Here is a 15,735-nt window from a genome sequence, read left to right as displayed (position 1 = left end):
GTACAAACCACCATGGCTACATCGCCCCGCTCAGGCCTGCTCTCCAGCCTGACCAAGCTCTCCACAGCCCGCACGGCCCGCGCCTCCAGCTGGGACCAGACCGGCCGGAACCGCGACAACTGGATTGTTATGCCCGGCGAGGAACGCGTCCTGGCAGACATCGAGGGCCCCGGCTCCATCACGCACATCTGGATGACCCAGTCCTGCCGCATCCAGCCCGGCCCCGGCCAGATCTCCCCGGAGCTGGTGGGCGTGCCGATGCTGGAAATCCACAATGCCTTGGGCGTCAGCTGGGAAGTGGTGGACCCGGACTACTACCGCAAGATCGTGATCAGGATGTACTGGGACGACCAGGAGACCCCCAGCGTGATCGCGCCCCTGGGTGATTTCTTCGGCCTGCTGAATTCGCTGTCCGGCTCCTATGATTCTCTGCCGCTCTCCGTTTCGGCCAAAGAGGGGGAACTGAACACCTTCGGCGGCAGCGCGGCGTTCAACAGCTACTTCGAGATGCCCTTCAACTCCCGGGCCCGCATCACGGTCGAAAACCAGAACGATATCCCCTACCTGCAGTACTTCTACATCGACTACGAGCTCTACACCGAGCCCCTGCCGGAGGACACCGCGTACTTCCATGCCCACTGGCGCCGGCAGAAGCCCAATGCAGGCTGGGGCCCGGACCTGCAGACCAACAGCATCGAGGTGGCCATCCCCAACCTGTCCGGCGAGGACAACTACGTGGTCCTGGAGACTGAGGGCCAGGGCCACTACGTGGGTTGCAACCTGGCTGTGCGCCACTTCCAGGGCTCCTGGTGGGGCGAGGGCGATGACATGATCTTCATCGACGACGACACCTGGCCGCCCAGCCTGCACGGCACCGGCATGGAAGACTACTTCGGCCATGCCTGGGGCATGCAGCACAACGCGTTCCTAATGAACGGCACCATGGTCCACGAGGAAAACGTGCCTGGCTTCCACCACAGCTACCGCTTCCACATGACCGATCCCATCAGGTTCCAGAAGCGCATCAAGGTCACGTTCGAACACGGACACGCCAACCATCTCTCCGATGACTGGTCCTCCACCGCCTACTGGTACCAGAGCCTCCCCTCCCCCGTGCTGGATATCGACGCCGTCGAGGAGCGCCTGCCGCTGCGGCCCCGCGACCAGGTGGAAGAGCGCCCGCTGCCGGAACTGAGCCCGGCCCAGCAGGCCGCACGCGAGGCCTCCGCCGAACGGATGAAGCAGTTCACTGAGACGCGGGACGCAGTCCGGAATGCCCGCCGGGCAGAAATCGACCAGTGGGAGAAGGCCAACGCGGAGCAGGCCCGGGAGGTCCGGCAGCGGTTCCTGGCCGCCAACAGCGTCCCGGTGAATTAACCCACTCCAGCTAAATCAAAGGATCAGCATGAACGCGCAGGAACTCCGCCCGGCTTTCCACTTCACCGCCACCGAAGGATGGATCAATGATCCTCTCGGCGTCACCTGGAAGGACGGCCAGTACCACCTCTTCTACCAGTACGTCCCCGGCAGCACCACGTGGGCGTCCAACTGCCACTGGGGGCATGCCACCTCCCCGGACATGATCGCCTGGACGGAGCAGGGCGTCGCAGTCGCGCCGGGTGAAGGGGACGACGGCGTTTGGTCAGGTTCCATCGCCACCGGCGCCGGCGGTGCCGCCACCATGTTCTACACCTCGGTCACCGAACCGGAACTCGGCATCGACACCGTCCGGACCGCCACCCCCGATGACGCTTCCTGGAACTCATGGACCAAGGGCCCGAAACTGATGACTGCACCGGACCTTGGCGTCGTGGCCTACCGGGATCCGTTCGTCTTCCGCGACGGCGGACAGTGGCGAATGTTCGTCGGGGCCGGGCTGGAGGGCGGCACTGCCGCGGCGGTTTCGTACAGTTCCCCGGACCTGTCGCAGTGGACCCTGGACGGTATTGCCGCGCAGCGCTCCGGCACTGAAACGGAACCGGTGTGGACCGGCACCATGTGGGAATGCCCGCAGCTGTTCGAGATCGGCGGTTCCCACGTACTGGTGACCTCCATCTGGGAGGACGATGTGCTGCACTACGTGGCGTACGGAGTGGGCAGCTACTCCGACGGCAGATTCAGCGCACGTTCCTGGGGGCAGCTCAGCTACGGCAAGAGCTACTACGCCCCCTCGTTCTTCCGGGACAAGGACGGCGCGCCGTCGCTGATTTTCTGGGTCAGGGGCGTCATCAGCCCGGAGGGGCAGTGGGCCAGCGCCCTGAGCATTCCGCACACACTGACACTCGACGGCGACACCCTGGTGGCTGCCCCGCATGCCGACCTCGCCGGGTACTCCGGGCCCGGCCACCTGGAGCTGGCCGGCCCTGATGTTTTTGAGGCCATGCTCGACGCCGGCGCGGACCTTGAGTGCTCCGTCACCGCCGGGACAGTCATCAGCCTGGCCACCCCACAGGGGTCCCTGGCCACCCTCCGCCACGACGGGGACGGCATCGAGGTGACGGTGCCAGGGAACGCTGATTTCACTGATGTGTTCTTCCCTGCCGATGAGGGATCCGGGCTGCGGGTCATCATTGACGCCGGCCTGCTGGAGCTTTCCGGCCGCCAGGGAATCATGGCTGTTCCGCTACCGGTTGTGGACGTTTCGGTGACGCTGACGGTGGCCGGTGCCACCGGGACACCCCGGCTCCGCACGGTCACAAACCCGGCAACCACTGGAGCAGGGTCACAGCGCTTCCTCTTGAGCGGCTCTTGAGTTCGTCTTGAGCGGTGCGCCATAGAATAAGGCATGGAGATTGCCGTTGCTGGGGGAACCGGAATTGTTGGCCGCCATGTGGTCCGCATCGCTAAGGAACGCGGTCATCAGGTCAGGAGCCTGAGCCGGCGCGAGGGTGTGGACCTGGTCAAAGCCGAGGGCGTGGGCTCAGCCTTGAAAGGCGTGGGCACGGTGATCGATGTGTCCGGCCTCCGGTCCATGCATACCAAGAAGTCGGTGGACTTCTTCATGGCCACCACCGAAAGCCTGCAGCAGTATGGCAAGGCCGCAGGCGTCCAGCACCATGTTGTGCTCTCCATCGTGGGCGTGGATAAGGCGCCTGCCGGACTCTATGCGGGGAAGCAGGCACAGGAAGAAGCCGTCCGCCACGGCGACCTGCCCTGGACCATCCTGCGCGCTACCCAGTTCCACGAATTCGTGGAGCAGGTGTTGGACCGGGCGTCACTCGGACCCACGGTCCTGGTGCCCAGGTTCAAGACCCAGCCCATCGCCGCGGCCGAGGTGGCCGAGGCACTGGTGGACGCCGCAGAGGCGGGCCCACAGGGGTTCCTCCCGGACCTGGGCGGACCCAGGCCCGAGCGGCTCCGGGACATGGTGGACAAGTATCTCCGCAAGAGCGGGAAGAAAAGACTGGTCCTGGAGGTCAGCGCCCCCGGGGTCCTGTGGAAAGCCATGCGCAGCGGTGCCCTGCTCCCGGCGGCGGGTGCCGCCGTCGGACGCCAGAGCTTTGACGAGTGGCTGGAGTCCCGGGAATCTTGATGGATTCTTGAGTTTTCCTGCGGCAGTCCTTGATCCAGGCCATGCACAGTAGTTGGCATAAGGCTCCGCGCGCTGAGGCCATGGGTTGCGAAACTGGGTCAGCCACCCATGGTGCGAGGGCCTTTCGTCGGGGAAACCCGACGGGTCTCGAGCCCTTGGCGGTGCCATTACGGTGGCACCGCCAAGCAGGCCCCTCCCGGCAATCAGCAACAGCATGACCCCGCCAAGGATGAAGGGCAGCTGCACGCCGTCAGGTTTCCCGCCGATGCTGTGGAAGGCTGAGCAAGCGGGCTTCGACGGCATCAGCGGCGGCGGGCGCTCCCCCGGCGGCCTTGTACCCGGCCGCAACGCGGTTGGCCCCTTCCTTCATAGCCATTGCGGCCTTCACGGCTCTCTTGAGCCGTGCCGCCGAGAGCCGGCGGGCGGGCAGTCGCGTGCCAGCCCTGCTCACTTCCACCCGACGGGCCACCTCCAGCTGGTCACGGCCGAACGGGACAACGCACACCGGCACGCCATTGGCCAGTGCCTTCTGGGTGGAGCCCATTCCGCCGTGGGTCACCGCCACCGCTGCCCGTCCCAGCACCGCACTGTGGGGAACGAACTCCTTGACGGTGGCATTTGCCGGGACCTGCAGCCCGTCGGGGATTCCCGCCGGAATAGTGGCGACGACGTGCACCGGCTCATCCCGGAACGCCTCCAGTGCAGTGCGGACCAGGATGCCATCGTCCTGGAACTCGGAGGACGTGGTGACCAGGACGATGGGCCGTTCGATGGCACTGAGCCAGGCTGCCCCGTCCACCGGCGGATCCCAGATGGAGGCCCCCGTCATGAGGACATCCGGGCCCCAGTCGGTGGCTGCATATTCGAATGGCCGGGCAGTGGCCACCAGCATCAGCGGGGCTTTCCGGAGAAATTCGTCGGCCGACGCCACGGGCGGAAGCCCCAGGTCCGTGCGCAACGCATTGAGCTTGGGCAGCATCGCCTGCTCCACAGCCCCCAGCACTGCCTTGCGGGCCAGCGCGTCCCGGGCCTTTCCCAGGAAGCCGCGCATCGGGGGCAGTCCCGGGCCGAACGGCGGGGTACCAGGTGAATCAAGGGCAGGCGTGTAGGGCGAGAACGATGCCCACGGCCCGCCCCAGGCTTCAGCGGCGAAGCCGGCTCCCCAGCTGTTGATGTCAACAATGCAGGCATGGGGCCGCACTTCGGCGATCGCGGCCGACAAGTCCGGGGCATCATAGCCGCCGCGGGCGGCGAACACCTCCGCAGCGGCCGCCAAAGCGCGCTTCGGGCCGCGGGCCGCGTAATCGTTCATGGCCAGGGCTTCGATGCGGGGGTCGATGGCCTCAGCCGCCAGTCCGAGGCTCCGCATCAGATCCGTTTCGCTGCCCAGGGTGCGGACGTGCACCTGGTGGCCGCGGTCCCGCAGATCAAGCAGCAGTGGTGTCAGGGGAAACAGGTGTCCGCGGGCGGGCGACGTGTAGGCAAGTATCGTGGACATCAGGGCACATCCTTGGTGAAGGGAACGAGCATCTCCACGAGCGCCCGCTCGGTTTGTTGTCTGCTGAGCCCGCTGTCGCGGCGCAGCAGCTTCCAGGTGTAGACGTCGCAGATGGCCACCAGCTGGGCAAGCCGCCGCCTGCGGACCGCCGCATGTTGGCCCGCCAAGAACGGTGCAAACACACTTTCGCACCATCCCCGGTGCAACCGCCGGCCGCCGTCGGCCAGCACTTTGAGCGCCGGCAGGCGCCCTTCTTCGGCAAGCATCCGCAGCACGCGCTCACCCATCAGCTCGTAATGCTCCACCAGGTTGGCCACCGCCCCGTGGACATCGCCGGGCACTACGTGTGACCGGGCCGCCATGACCTGCCCCGACTGGCGTTCGGCTGCCGCGGCGAAGAGCTTGTCCTTGTTGCCGAAGCGGCGGATCACGGTCTGCACTGTCACGCCCGAGCGCGCCGCCACTTGCTCCAGCCGGATCTGGTCCGATGGGTGCTCCCAAAAGAGTTCCGTCACGGCGTCGAGAATTGCCTCACCCGTGGCGGCGGCAGCGCGTGCCCTTGTATCCATCCGATAAGGACGGCGGGCCTCGTCGTCGGCCACTTTCATGTTAACTACGTTAACCCTAAATTTGATGCGGTCAAGAAGGTGCCCGAACTGCCGGCTCGTGGTGCGGAGCCGGTCCGGAGCGGCTTTCCAGCCAGGCCGGGATGCCGTCCGGGGGCAGGGGTTGGCTCCACAGGAATCCTTGGGCGTAGCGTACGCCGAGGCGGCGAAGTTCAGTGAGTTGGTCCACGGTTTCGACGCCCTCAGCTATCACGTCCAGATGGAGGGTGTCCGCCATGCCGAGTACGAGTTCGATGATGGTCGCTCCGTGTGGCCCCCTTCCCAGTTCTTCGACAAAGGTCCGGTCGATTTTCAGGGTTCGGGCTGAGAGCCACTTAAGGTAACTCAAGGACGAGTACCCTGTGCCGAAGTCATCGATCGAGAGCCCTACGCCCAAGGCATGGAGTCGCTGCAGCGTCTCCTTGGGCAGGTCAGGCTGATCCATAAGGACCGTCTCGGTGATTTCCAGGTGGACGACACCTGGGTCTATGCCGGCGGCTTGAATGGCTGCCTCCACGATTTCCGGGAAGTCTGCGGCCACGAACTGGCGACCGGAAATGTTCACTGCTGCTGAAATTCCCTTGGCCCGATTCAGCTGACTGCGCCAGCTCTGCACCTGCCGGAGTGCTTCTTGGAGCACCCACGTGCCGATGGGAACAATCAGGCCTGTCTCCTCGGCGATGGGAATGAACGTGTCGGGCGTTATCAGGCCATGTTCGCGGTGGTGCCAACGTAGCAACGCTTCGAAACCGACCGTGGCCCCGGTGCCCAATTCGACGATGGGCTGGTAGTCCAGGGAGAATTCTCCTCGTTTCAAGGCAAGCCGCAGGTCGGATTCCAGATCCAGCCGCCCGGCAGCCCTTCCGGTCATCCGAACGTCGTACACGGCGGAGGAGTCCCCGCCGGCTGACTTTGCCCGGTACATGGCGGTATCCGCTCCCCGGAGCATCGACTCAGCAGTATCGTCCGGTCCGGCCAAAGCGATGCCGACGCTGACGTTGAGGTAGATCTTCCGTCCGTCCACTTCAAAGGGGCGCCGGGTGGATTGCCTGATCCGTTCGGCCAGCGTCCTGGCTCCGCGCAGCATCAGGTTCTCGCACACAATGATGAATTCATCGCCTCCGAAACGGCCCACTGTGTCACCGCTCCGGAGAAAGGTCTTCAGCCGCTCGCCCAGGAGCATCAGAATGGTGTCGCCGGCTCCATGGCCTATGCCGTCGTTGATCAATTTGAACCGGTCGACGTCAACGAACATCACCACAGCGCGGGAATCCCGGTCCAGCAGGTCCTGAAGGACCTCCGTGATCACATACCTGTTGGGCAAGCCGGTCAGGGCATCGTGGCGGGCCCGCCACTCCAGGATCTGCTCGGCGTTCTTTCGTTCGGTAATGTCCAGAACTGTGTCGAGGAACCGGGAAGGCTTTCCGCCCTCGTTGTCCACGCTTCGGATCCGCGAATGCAACCAGCGTTGCTGACCATCGGCCCTGACAATCCGGTACTCAAAATCCGCGAACTCAACGCCCTCATCCAGGGTCTTCCATACCTGCTGGACCAGGTCCCGGTCTTCCGCGTGCGTTAGCTCGAGCATCAGCTTCCGGGAAACCTCCTGCCCTGCGTCCAGGCCGAAGATCCGGGAGAATTCCTCCGAATGCCAGGTCTCACCCGTCTCCAGCGTGTGCTCCACGCTTCCAACGTGGGCCATCTCCTGAGCCGCCAGGAGCTTCTCCCGTTCCACCGCAGCAGCCGCCCTCAACCGCTGGATCTCAGTGATGTCGCGCGCAATGGCGGACGCGCCCACCTGGTCACCGTCAGGGCCGAAAACAGGCGATACGGTCAACTCGACATCAATCAACGAACCGTCCTTGCACGCCCACCGTGCTTCCAGGCCAGTGACAAATTTCCCACTGCCAATGCTCGCCGCGACCTCAGCATCGAAGCCCGCCGCCTCACTAACGGTCAGAAGCCGATAGTCCTGTCCAACAGCTTCCCGCGCGCTCCAGCCGAGCATCCTCGCCGCCCCAGCGTTCCAGCTGGTAATCGTTCCTGCCAGGTCCGCACTGATGATGGCGTCTCCCGAGGATTCCACCATCGCCGAGAATCTGCGCAGGATGGCCTCACTGTGCTTCCTGTCCGTGATGTCCTTGGAAATCGCCACCACCGCCACAGGTACTGTGTGCCTTCCGCGGATAGGACTGACCGTCGCATGAACCGGGAATTCCGTCCCGGACCGGTGGCGCATCCAGAGTTCCCCCGCCCAGTCGCCACCACTGGCGAGCCTTCGCGTGATCTCACGGCCAGCGCTTTCCCTCTGCGCGTCATCGCCGCCGACAATACCCACATCCGCGATCCGCGCACCCAGCACCTCCGAAGCACTGACGCCGTATAGCCGCTCTGAAGCCCGGTTCCAGTACGTAACCCGCCACGCGCTGTCCATGCCGATCACCGACTGCCCGATCTCGTCCAGCAGCAGCGACTGCATGACCAGATCATCGTCAACCTCTTCAGCCATCAGCCCCTCCCCCCTCCATGCCACGGCACGGCATGTAGTGATCTGGATGCTTCATCTTGGTGTACCCCAAGATTGCACGGCCCAAACCTGTGAGAAGACTACAACCGGGAACGCCCGCTGCGACCGTTACTGAGGCGCTGAATCTCGGCCTTTCAGCACCTGTGTCGTGGCCATTTCTGTCCCTCCACGCAGGATTGACCACATTTTCCTTGGATTTTCCTATGGATAGCCTTCGCGAATACCGCCGGGAAACCTGTGGAACCGGCCGGATCATTTTGTCTATCCGGAAATTCCGTTGCTTTTGAGGGGAAAAGAACTTTGAAGAAAATGACTAAGGGCGCCATCGTTACCGCTGCTGGCGTAATGCTTCTTATCGGTGGCGGCGGCACTCTGGCCGTATGGAACGTCGAACAAAATGCCCAGGCCGGCACGGTGGCATCAGGTGATCTCAACCTCGTTGCCGAGGCTGGTGTGTGGACGGTCGCGGGCGTAAATGGTCCCGTCACCATCCCAGACATCAACGAGTACCGGATTGTTCCCGGTGACACGCTCACTTACACCCAGAACGTGGACATCACCCTCGACGGTGACAACATCTCAGCTGCGTTGTCGATTGAGAACGCAGGTGGTGTCAACACCGATTTCGACAACGGCACGTTCACCACGTCCGCAGTTGCCCTGACAAAGGACGGCGAGCCCGTAGAGAACCCGCTTTCGGAGAATGACGACGTCACTGATGCGGTTGCTTCAGTAACGTTCGATTTCCTGCCCGCGACGGACGGCCGGGACAGCGTCGATGCGACGTACGACTTCAGCGCTGTGGCGTTCAAGCTCGTGCAGATCGCTCCCGCAGATCCCGTGGAGCCGTAAGAGGTCCACACGGGCACCACAGTGAGGCCAGCGCCCGCGGAGTCCTCAGGCTCCGCGGGCGCAGGCACGGGTTAACAGGGAGGGACGGTAAGGATGCGACCAGCACGGGCAGCAAAAGTTACTGGGCTGGTATCTGCCGGGGTGATCCTAGGCCTCGTGACCGTCGGAGGCTCCTACGCTTTGTGGAACAGCCTGGCGCCAGCCGGCGTCGGGACCGTCAGGTCCGCAGACTTCCTCGTCACCCTGACGGGATCGAATAGCTCCGGAACGCATGACATGGTCCTGGCAGATGGCACCCCGGCGACGGTTGCCCTCACGAGCACCGCAGCGCCATTGGACCAGCTTTTTCCGGGCGTCCCCGTTTATGCCGCGGTTTCCGTACGCAACGCGACGGCGGCCGGATCCGCGTTCACCGTCCTGGCTACGCTGCCTGACCCGGCGATCATCACGGATGCAGGCCCAGGTACAGGCCTCTCCAGCCACCTGTCAGTTCACGCAGCCACGGCAACAGATCTGGCGGAGTGCGCCTCGGTTCCGTCCGGCGAGTACCAGGCCGGCTTCTCCGGAGTGCAGATCCCGAAAGGTACCTCCGCTGTGATCTGTTTCCGTATCCAGCTTTCACCGCAGGCTCCATCTACACTGCAGGGCCAGTCTGCGTCCGTTGCCGTTCCGTTGTTCGTTGAACAGATTCTCTAGGAGTCCGATGGCCAGGCACAGGAACCCGGGGATAAACAGCCGCCCCTGGCTCACCCGCTCCACTGAGGCACTTGGGCTGGTTGGGCTGTCGTTGGCGGTTCTTGCCGCGTTGGTCCTCATCGTCGTTCCCCGAGCGAGCGGTTCCTACACCTACACCGTGCTCACCAGCTCCATGGCGCCCGCCTACTCACCGGGAACATTTCTGGTAGTCAGGCCAGCCCCTTTTGAGTCCCTGCGGGTGGGTGATGTCATCACGTACCAAATGGAATCCGGCCGACCTGAGGTGATCACACACCGCATCGTTGCCGTCAGCTCAACGCAGAAAGGCGAACGGACCTTCATCACTAAAGGCGACAACAACTCCCTTGAGGACGACAAACCCGTGCTCGAAGTACAGGTCAGGGGCAAGCTGTCCTACGCTGTCCCCCATGTCGGTTTCCTCGCCACTGCCGCGGCCCAGAGCGGCCGCGATGACGTGCTGCGTTACATCGCCATCGGCCTAGTGGGATACGGAGTGATCACCCTCGTCCGGGGCTGGGCCGCCAGCAGAAAACGCAGCCCTTCTGCGAGCTATCCGGCCGTAGATGAGATGGACGCGGCCTCGGTGCCGGCACGCAGGCCATGACCGGAGACTTGTCCCGGACGAAGGGTGATCCTGTCGCATCCGCGGCCACCCGACGCGGTGCAGCCGCACCAGGAACAACATTTCGCGGGAAGCCGCACGTCGCCGTCGTTCTGGGGTTCTGCCTGACGGTACTGATGGGTACGGGAGGGGGCCATGCCCTGGCGCTGTGGAACCAACGCGCCACACTGGCCATACAGGTTAAGGCGGAGACGTTGCCCTCCCCGACGATTAGCTGTGCAGAAATAGCCAATCAGCCCTCGGTTGTGGTCACCTGGACCCCTCAACGGTCCGGGGTCACCAGCTACGACGTCACTGTCGCCCGGGACGGAAGCACACAGAAGTCAACTACCTACCTGCCCAATGTGACGTCTGAAACGATCACAGCCCCGGGCGGCCTGGCGAACCTCGCCTATTCGTACACGTATGCCGTCACGGTCACCGCAAACTACGGCACCTGGCAAGCCGGACCAGCAGTCCAGAACAGCATCGTTGCCACGAAAGTAGTCCTGGCAGAAGGCGACATCTCCTGTCCGTAGGGGCTTCGCGTGCCTCCGCTCAAGGAAGTCTTTAGGTTTGCGCAGGATCAGCAAAGAAAGTCCTTTTCAAGGGTTCAGTAGCCTAGCCTTAACAGATGTCGAGAATCTTCCCCCGCCCCAACGGCTCACGCCGAAGCCACGCAGGCGCACAGGTTCGTTCCAGAGAAAACTCGGGGACGGTTCTGGGCCTCGACGGGCTGGAACTGCCGGTTTTGGATGCGACAGTCCTCAACGACCTCGAAACAGAACTCGCTCAGACCGACCTCGCCCGCAATTTCGCTGTGGATTACGCCTCGATGTGGGAACAGCGCCTTGATCGACTCTCTGCCGCGCTGGGATACCAGGACAGGGCAGCGGCTCTTGATGCGGCAATCAGCCTGAAAGTTTCATCCGCGATGATAGGCGGCCTGCGCTTGGCACGGCTCGCAGAGACGCTGGAAGCCGCCATCCGGGCTGGCGTCCTTCACGACAGGGAGCGGGTCATGGCCTCGGTGGCAGAAACCTGCCGTGCAACTGTGGGAGAGCTTCGCTTCCGATACGCGGGAGTCGACGAATAGGCCTGCGGCGCCCAGCTCCTGCGCCGCCGTGCGTCGTCAATCGGATCGTTTTTGGCTCTCCTTGGCCAAGCAGTAGCCCACACCACGGACCGTCTGCAGCCAGCGTGGACGTACCGGATCATCCCTGAGCTTACGGCGGAGATTGCCGATGTGGACTTCTACAGCGCGTTCGTCGGATTCGCTTACATAGGTGCCTCCGCCCGAGTATTCGCCGCGGAGGGTCCAAACCAGCTGAGTCCTCGAAAGGACCGCCCCGCCGCCGCGAAGCAACTCGTGCAGAAGATCGAATTCGCTTCGTGTCAGCTCCAGCCCCACACCACTCACTGTGACGGTCCGCATCCGATAGTCGAGGGCCAACCCGTTGTGCCGAAGGACAGTGTCCTGGCGTGGGGCTTCAGGCGAAACTGGCTCCGGCTGGGGTGCCGGTTGCGATCCGCCGGTGAGCTGTTGGCGGGGCCTTCGCAGCATCGCCAAGATCCTCGCCCTCATCTCCCGCGGCCTGAAGGGTTTGGTGATGTAGTCATCCGCTCCGGAGTGAAGCGCCGTCAGCAGATCGGGCTCCTCGGTCCGGCCGGTCAGCATCACCACGTAGGTGTCACTGAATCCACGTATGCGACGCAGAACCTCGAAGCCGTCGATGTCCGGTAACCCCACATCCAGGGTGACAACCTCCGGCGCCTTGTCGCGGACGAGCTCCACACCCTCGCGCCCGCTGCTGGCAACGTGGACGTGAAAACCCGATTGAACAAGCACCCCCTCAAGGAGGTTCCGCATGTCGGTGTCATCTTCAATAACTACGGCTACGCCCAAATCGCTCATAGTTCCCCCTGTGCCGCCTAACTCGCCGCACCCGCCCAGCGCCGGTGCGGAAATCCGGCATAGTTCCAACCTACCCAAGACGAGGGCACTTTAATCAAGTCATTGGCCGCATAGCGGCGGGCCCACCCTATAGGCGAGCCCCACGGCGTCAATCACCGAGGGCGAGGATGTCGCATCCCGCGGCCCCCGGCCGCCGAACGGGACACCTGACCGAAATTTCTAGTCTTGGGGAACTCTTTCGTGATTCTTGACCGTTACCTACGGCGGTCCTTGATCCCGGCCGGGCACAGTAGTTTTCGTGAGGCCCGGAGCGCTGTATCAACGGGGTAAGACTGGGGTCGGCCCGTGGCGCAAGGGGCTTTCGTCGGGGAAGTACCGACGGTCTCAAGCGCTTGGCGGTGTTATGAAGCCAGCACGGCCAAGCAGACCTCCTGACGTACTTCCGGACGCTTCGCAGGGCAGGAGATATGAGCGCACCAACTGAAACTTCCGCGGCGGCAGAGACCGCCGCCGCGGTCATTCCGTCCCGGCGCCGAGGCACCCCCCGCCGCGGCGCCGGGGCTTCCACCATCCCGGCGGATCTCCTTGCCTGAGTGCGGCCCGGCCCGGCTGGAACGCAAGCGGATCCGGCACCTGGCCGAGGACATTGAGAACCCCACTGCCGCGTTGAACTTCCTCGGAGACTTCCTGTCCATGCTGCCAGGGCGGATCACCCGCATCCTCGACACCCTCGCCGAACGTGATGCCAAGCGCGCCATGGACGCAACCCTCAGCCTGAAAATCACCTCGGCCATGACCGGCGCAGTGGAAGCAGAGTCCTGTTGCCGGCACATCGAGTCCCTGATCCGCTGCGAAAAGTTCGAGGAAGCAGCCGAAACCGCGCAGATCCTCCGCGGCATTGTTACGGCACTGATGGCGGCGGGTCCTGAGCTGCTGCTCGAGGCGCGGTCAGACCTGGATAATCCGGACGTTCAGCCGGTTGGAAGTTCTCGGCAGTAGGTTCCAGATACCCGAAAATCGACAAACGGACAATGACGTAATCTCCGCCTCTTAGTGGACTGTTGCGAATGCCGGCGCTATTGCATGTCGTCAGCCACGAGAGCTTAATGATGCTTGGAGCGGCAGGCCGTCGCTCCTGCTAGTAAGGAGAGAACCATGACCCTGACCAGGAAATCACTCGCGATTTCCATTATCGTTTTTGCCGGAACTCTGGGATTCGCGCCCGCAGCGTCAGCAACAATCCACCCCATCGTGGAATCCTTTGACTGCGCCAGCGCCACCGCTTTTGCCAATCATCCACTGGGAGACGTCGCCGAACCGCCCGGTGTGACACCAGGCCACGGCAACCACTCGACGAACAGTGACCTAGCATCGCTCGCTGCCACAACCGAGGACTTCACGGACTTCACGAGCCCGGCCTGGTCTGACTTCAAGCTCAACGGTGTATGCGGGCAGGTTGGACATTAGGCAAACAGAATGCACGGCCCCTTTCTGGGAGGGGCTCGCGCATAGCTCATCGACAGACGCCGGCGCGCTCAGGACGAGCGCCCCTTTTTGTGGAAGGACTTGTTGGGCGTCCCACTAGGCGACCCGGCCTCAGTCGAGGAAGACGGCAGGATCGGCAGTGACGTGCCCGGTGAGGCTGTCAACGCCAGGGCCCCGCCCGGCTTTGACGGTGCAGCGGCTGGTTCCAAGGCCCTTGATCGTTTGATGAAACTGGACGATGACACCGCCGAGCTGCGTTGTTCCTACCTTCTGGCCGCTTGTGGCGTTCGGAGTGCGCGAGTCTCATCACGGCGCCATGCCCGTCACTAGCTTGATTGCGAAGGAAGACTAGTGGCCCCGCCGGAACCGCAGGACGACCGCTGAGAGTGCCATAGCTCCTACGAGGGACCCGAGGATGATTGCAACGCCTGAGAAGTATTCAAGAATGGTCATCGTGGACGCACCTTCCATATGGCTGATGCACTGATGCTATTGCTCGCGGCTCAGGATCTCTGAAGGAATACCGGCGTGTTTGATCAAGATTCAGGAGTCAGGCGGTCGGGCTGGATAGCGAAGACCCTTTACTGGTACCCGTCCACGATCGCGGCAGCGATTTCCTTGTAGGCGCGACGGGTCTCAGGCTTCAGCACATCCAAGGTGACCAGGTCGCCGTCGGCCACACCGCGGTCGTGCGGGACGGCGATCAGCTGGCGGCAGATGCCGGAAAGGTGTTCCTCGATGGCGTCCTTGTCCACGCGGGAAGAAACCTCGTCCTTGTCCGTGATCACCACAATGGCGTTCCTCGCAAGGTCCTCGTAGCCGTGGCTGGCCAGCCAGTGCAGGGTGCTCCGGGCGCGTTTGGCGCCGCTCACCGCATAGCCGGCGGCGATGACCAGGTTATCCGCTGACTGCAGTATCCCGCTCATGGCGTTGTGGGTAACACCCGTGCCGCAATCGGTCAGCGCAACGGAGTAGTAGTTGGAGATGAGCTTGCGGATCTGCAGGTACTCGGCGGCTGTGAGCGAGTCCGAGACCTCCGGGTCCTGCTCACCGGCGATCAGGTGCAGCCGGCCGGCGTGGTGCATGTACCGGGCCAGGGCAGTAAGGGAGTCGACTGTGTCAATGTTCCGGAGCAGGTCGGTGATGGTTCGGGGGCTGGCCTGCTGGTAGATACCCTCCCCCAGCGCGCGTTCCACGAGGTCACCGGAGTCCGGGTTGGCGTCGATGGCGCAAGGTGCGTCGCCACGGAATTCGGCGAGGGTCAGGCCAACGCCGACGGTGGTGGAGGTCTTGCCGATACCGCCCTTCAGGCTGAGGATGGCGGTGTTGTAGCTGCCCTGCAGCTGGCGGGAGATGCGCCGGCCCAGCTCGTCTTCCTGGCGCTGCTTCGGGCCCGGGCCCATGTTCAAGGCTCCGCCGGTCAGGGAGTAGATAGCGCCGCGGATTCCGCCCACCGGGCGGGGCTTCTGCTCTTTGACGAACAGCCCCGGGGAGCTGATGAAGTCCGGCATAGGAGTGTCGGCGATGACGTCTGCAGTGGTGGGGCGGACCCGGCGGAAGGCCGGGGCCGCTTCGGGGGCCGGGGGCAGGGAAGGTTCGACGCCGGGACGCGCCTGTGTGGCGGCGCCGGACTCCGGAACATCCTGCTGGCCGGTCTCGGGCTGAGGCGTCGCAGGCGGCTTGGCGGGGCGGCGCGTGGGTGCCGGAACGTGCGTGATGGGGCTGGCTGCATCTGCCGCGGCTGCCGCCTCAGCCCATGAGGTACGGCGGGCGGCCGGCTGGCCGGCGTCGGCCGGGCTGGAAGGGTTCGGTGTTACGGCTGGCATGGTTCCTGTCCGGGCATCCGTCAGTTTGCCGTCGGCGCGACGGAGGTCACGGCGTCGGCGTGGCTGCGGCTGCCCTGCATCCTGTGCATTGGCGCGTTCGTTCTTATCCGCCGGATCGGGCATGTCTGTCCCCCCAGGACGTTCGGCAAAAAGTTCTGCGGCACTTTACTGTTCGGT

General features: G+C 63.8%; 16 protein-coding genes. 11 read left to right on the top strand and 5 right to left on the bottom strand.

All coding sequences use genetic code 11. The annotated features are described in order from the left end of the window. Positions 1-12 precede the first annotated feature (12 nt). From V9L17_RS12900 to V9L17_RS12890, 3 genes are read left to right on the top strand one after another with little or no spacing between them, the layout of a single operon-like run. Positions 13-1,377: a DUF2961 domain-containing protein gene (locus tag V9L17_RS12900; protein ID WP_337346201.1), complete on the top strand. Its 1,365-nt coding sequence runs from the start codon at positions 13-15 to the stop codon at positions 1,375-1,377. Between the two features lie 28 nt (positions 1,378-1,405). Next, the gene (locus V9L17_RS12895; protein WP_337351717.1) at positions 1,406-2,752 is read left to right on the top strand and encodes a glycoside hydrolase family 32 protein; all 1,347 of its coding nucleotides are present in this window, start codon (positions 1,406-1,408) and stop codon (positions 2,750-2,752) included. Positions 2,753-2,785: 33 nt separating this feature from the next. After that, entirely contained in the window at positions 2,786-3,532 is a 747-nt protein-coding gene (locus V9L17_RS12890) for an SDR family oxidoreductase (protein ID WP_337351716.1), read from the top strand. 250 nt (positions 3,533-3,782) lie between these two features. On the opposite strand, the gene V9L17_RS12885 is transcribed toward V9L17_RS12890, so the two are convergent. Genes V9L17_RS12885 through V9L17_RS12875 form a run of 3 tightly spaced genes read right to left on the bottom strand, consistent with a single transcriptional unit; the run spans position 3,783 to position 8,144 of the window. Further along, positions 3,783-5,030, bottom strand: a complete 1,248-nt coding sequence (locus V9L17_RS12885) for a glycosyltransferase (RefSeq protein ID WP_337351715.1) — start codon at positions 5,028-5,030, stop codon at positions 3,783-3,785. Next, entirely contained in the window at positions 5,030-5,638 is a 609-nt protein-coding gene (locus V9L17_RS12880) for a TetR/AcrR family transcriptional regulator (RefSeq protein WP_337351714.1), read from the bottom strand. The genes V9L17_RS12885 and V9L17_RS12880 overlap by 1 nt, the downstream gene beginning before the upstream one ends. Positions 5,639-5,669: 31 nt before the next feature. Next, positions 5,670-8,144: a sensor domain-containing protein gene (locus V9L17_RS12875; protein WP_337351713.1), complete on the bottom strand. Its 2,475-nt coding sequence runs from the start codon at positions 8,142-8,144 to the stop codon at positions 5,670-5,672. Positions 8,145-8,471: 327 nt separating this feature from the next. On the opposite strand from V9L17_RS12875, the gene V9L17_RS12870 reads away from it, so the two are divergent. From V9L17_RS12870 to V9L17_RS12850, 5 genes are all read left to right on the top strand, one after another. Further along, on the top strand, positions 8,472-9,014 hold the full coding sequence (locus V9L17_RS12870; RefSeq protein ID WP_337351712.1) for an alternate-type signal peptide domain-containing protein: 543 nt from the start codon (positions 8,472-8,474) through the stop codon (positions 9,012-9,014). Between the two features lie 156 nt (positions 9,015-9,170). Further along, the gene (locus V9L17_RS12865) at positions 9,171-9,710 is read left to right on the top strand and encodes a hypothetical protein (protein WP_337351711.1); all 540 of its coding nucleotides are present in this window, start codon (positions 9,171-9,173) and stop codon (positions 9,708-9,710) included. A 7-nt stretch (positions 9,711-9,717) separates the two neighbouring features. Further along, positions 9,718-10,335 carry a signal peptidase I gene (locus tag V9L17_RS12860; protein WP_337351710.1) on the top strand — a complete coding sequence of 206 codons (618 nt, stop codon included), beginning with the start codon at positions 9,718-9,720 and terminating at the stop codon, positions 10,333-10,335. Positions 10,336-10,598: 263 nt separating this feature from the next. Next, entirely contained in the window at positions 10,599-10,871 is a 273-nt protein-coding gene (locus V9L17_RS12855) for a hypothetical protein (protein WP_337351709.1), read from the top strand. Positions 10,872-10,966: 95 nt separating this feature from the next. Then, positions 10,967-11,428 carry an Hpt domain-containing protein gene (locus tag V9L17_RS12850; protein ID WP_337351708.1) on the top strand — a complete coding sequence of 154 codons (462 nt, stop codon included), beginning with the start codon at positions 10,967-10,969 and terminating at the stop codon, positions 11,426-11,428. 36 nt (positions 11,429-11,464) lie between these two features. On the opposite strand, the gene V9L17_RS12845 is transcribed toward V9L17_RS12850, so the two are convergent. Beyond that, entirely contained in the window at positions 11,465-12,247 is a 783-nt protein-coding gene (locus tag V9L17_RS12845) for a response regulator transcription factor (RefSeq protein ID WP_337351707.1), read from the bottom strand. 467 nt (positions 12,248-12,714) lie between these two features. On the opposite strand from V9L17_RS12845, the gene V9L17_RS12840 reads away from it, so the two are divergent. The 3 genes from V9L17_RS12840 to V9L17_RS12830 all read left to right on the top strand — a co-directional run bounded on the left by V9L17_RS12840 (position 12,715) and on the right by V9L17_RS12830 (position 13,714). Continuing rightward, positions 12,715-12,840: a hypothetical protein gene (locus tag V9L17_RS12840; protein WP_337351706.1), complete on the top strand. Its 126-nt coding sequence runs from the start codon at positions 12,715-12,717 to the stop codon at positions 12,838-12,840. Then, the gene (locus V9L17_RS12835) at positions 12,833-13,246 is read left to right on the top strand and encodes an Hpt domain-containing protein (RefSeq protein ID WP_337351705.1); all 414 of its coding nucleotides are present in this window, start codon (positions 12,833-12,835) and stop codon (positions 13,244-13,246) included. Before V9L17_RS12840 ends, V9L17_RS12835 begins: the two co-directional genes overlap by 8 nt. A gap of 156 nt (positions 13,247-13,402) precedes the next feature. Then, the gene (locus tag V9L17_RS12830) at positions 13,403-13,714 is read left to right on the top strand and encodes a hypothetical protein (protein WP_337351704.1); all 312 of its coding nucleotides are present in this window, start codon (positions 13,403-13,405) and stop codon (positions 13,712-13,714) included. A 599-nt stretch (positions 13,715-14,313) separates the two neighbouring features. Here the strand turns inward: V9L17_RS12830 and V9L17_RS12825 are convergent. After that, complete coding sequence (locus tag V9L17_RS12825) at positions 14,314-15,681, bottom strand: MinD/ParA family ATP-binding protein (RefSeq protein WP_337351703.1); 1,368 nt, start codon at positions 15,679-15,681, stop codon at positions 14,314-14,316. Between the last annotated feature and the right edge of the window lie 54 nt (positions 15,682-15,735).

Origin of the sequence: Pseudarthrobacter sp. CCNWLW207 (assembly GCF_037203945.1) — a bacterium.
In the GTDB taxonomy this organism is placed as follows: domain Bacteria; phylum Actinomycetota; class Actinomycetes; order Actinomycetales; family Micrococcaceae; genus Arthrobacter.
This window is presented reverse-complemented; position numbering and strand designations above follow the sequence as displayed.

What these genes read in the sequence shown, in the direction of transcription:
- V9L17_RS12895 (WP_337351717.1), top strand. Translation starts at nt 1,406, where the DNA reads ATGAACGCGCAGGAACTCCGCCCGGCTTTCCACTTCACCGCCACCGAA.
- V9L17_RS12900 (WP_337346201.1), top strand. Translation starts at nt 13, where the DNA reads ATGGCTACATCGCCCCGCTCAGGCCTGCTCTCCAGCCTGACCAAGCTC.
- V9L17_RS12825 (WP_337351703.1), bottom strand. Translation starts at nt 15,681, where the DNA reads ATGCCCGATCCGGCGGATAAGAACGAACGCGCCAATGCACAGGATGCA.
- V9L17_RS12885 (WP_337351715.1), bottom strand. Translation starts at nt 5,030, where the DNA reads ATGTCCACGATACTTGCCTACACGTCGCCCGCCCGCGGACACCTGTTT.
- V9L17_RS12890 (WP_337351716.1), top strand. Translation starts at nt 2,786, where the DNA reads ATGGAGATTGCCGTTGCTGGGGGAACCGGAATTGTTGGCCGCCATGTG.
- V9L17_RS12845 (WP_337351707.1), bottom strand. Translation starts at nt 12,247, where the DNA reads ATGAGCGATTTGGGCGTAGCCGTAGTTATTGAAGATGACACCGACATG.
- V9L17_RS12840 (WP_337351706.1), top strand. Translation starts at nt 12,715, where the DNA reads ATGAGCGCACCAACTGAAACTTCCGCGGCGGCAGAGACCGCCGCCGCG.
- V9L17_RS12850 (WP_337351708.1), top strand. Translation starts at nt 10,967, where the DNA reads ATGTCGAGAATCTTCCCCCGCCCCAACGGCTCACGCCGAAGCCACGCA.
- V9L17_RS12875 (WP_337351713.1), bottom strand. Translation starts at nt 8,144, where the DNA reads ATGGCTGAAGAGGTTGACGATGATCTGGTCATGCAGTCGCTGCTGCTG.
- V9L17_RS12860 (WP_337351710.1), top strand. Translation starts at nt 9,718, where the DNA reads ATGGCCAGGCACAGGAACCCGGGGATAAACAGCCGCCCCTGGCTCACC.
- V9L17_RS12870 (WP_337351712.1), top strand. Translation starts at nt 8,472, where the DNA reads ATGACTAAGGGCGCCATCGTTACCGCTGCTGGCGTAATGCTTCTTATC.
- V9L17_RS12880 (WP_337351714.1), bottom strand. Translation starts at nt 5,638, where the DNA reads ATGAAAGTGGCCGACGACGAGGCCCGCCGTCCTTATCGGATGGATACA.
- V9L17_RS12830 (WP_337351704.1), top strand. Translation starts at nt 13,403, where the DNA reads ATGACCCTGACCAGGAAATCACTCGCGATTTCCATTATCGTTTTTGCC.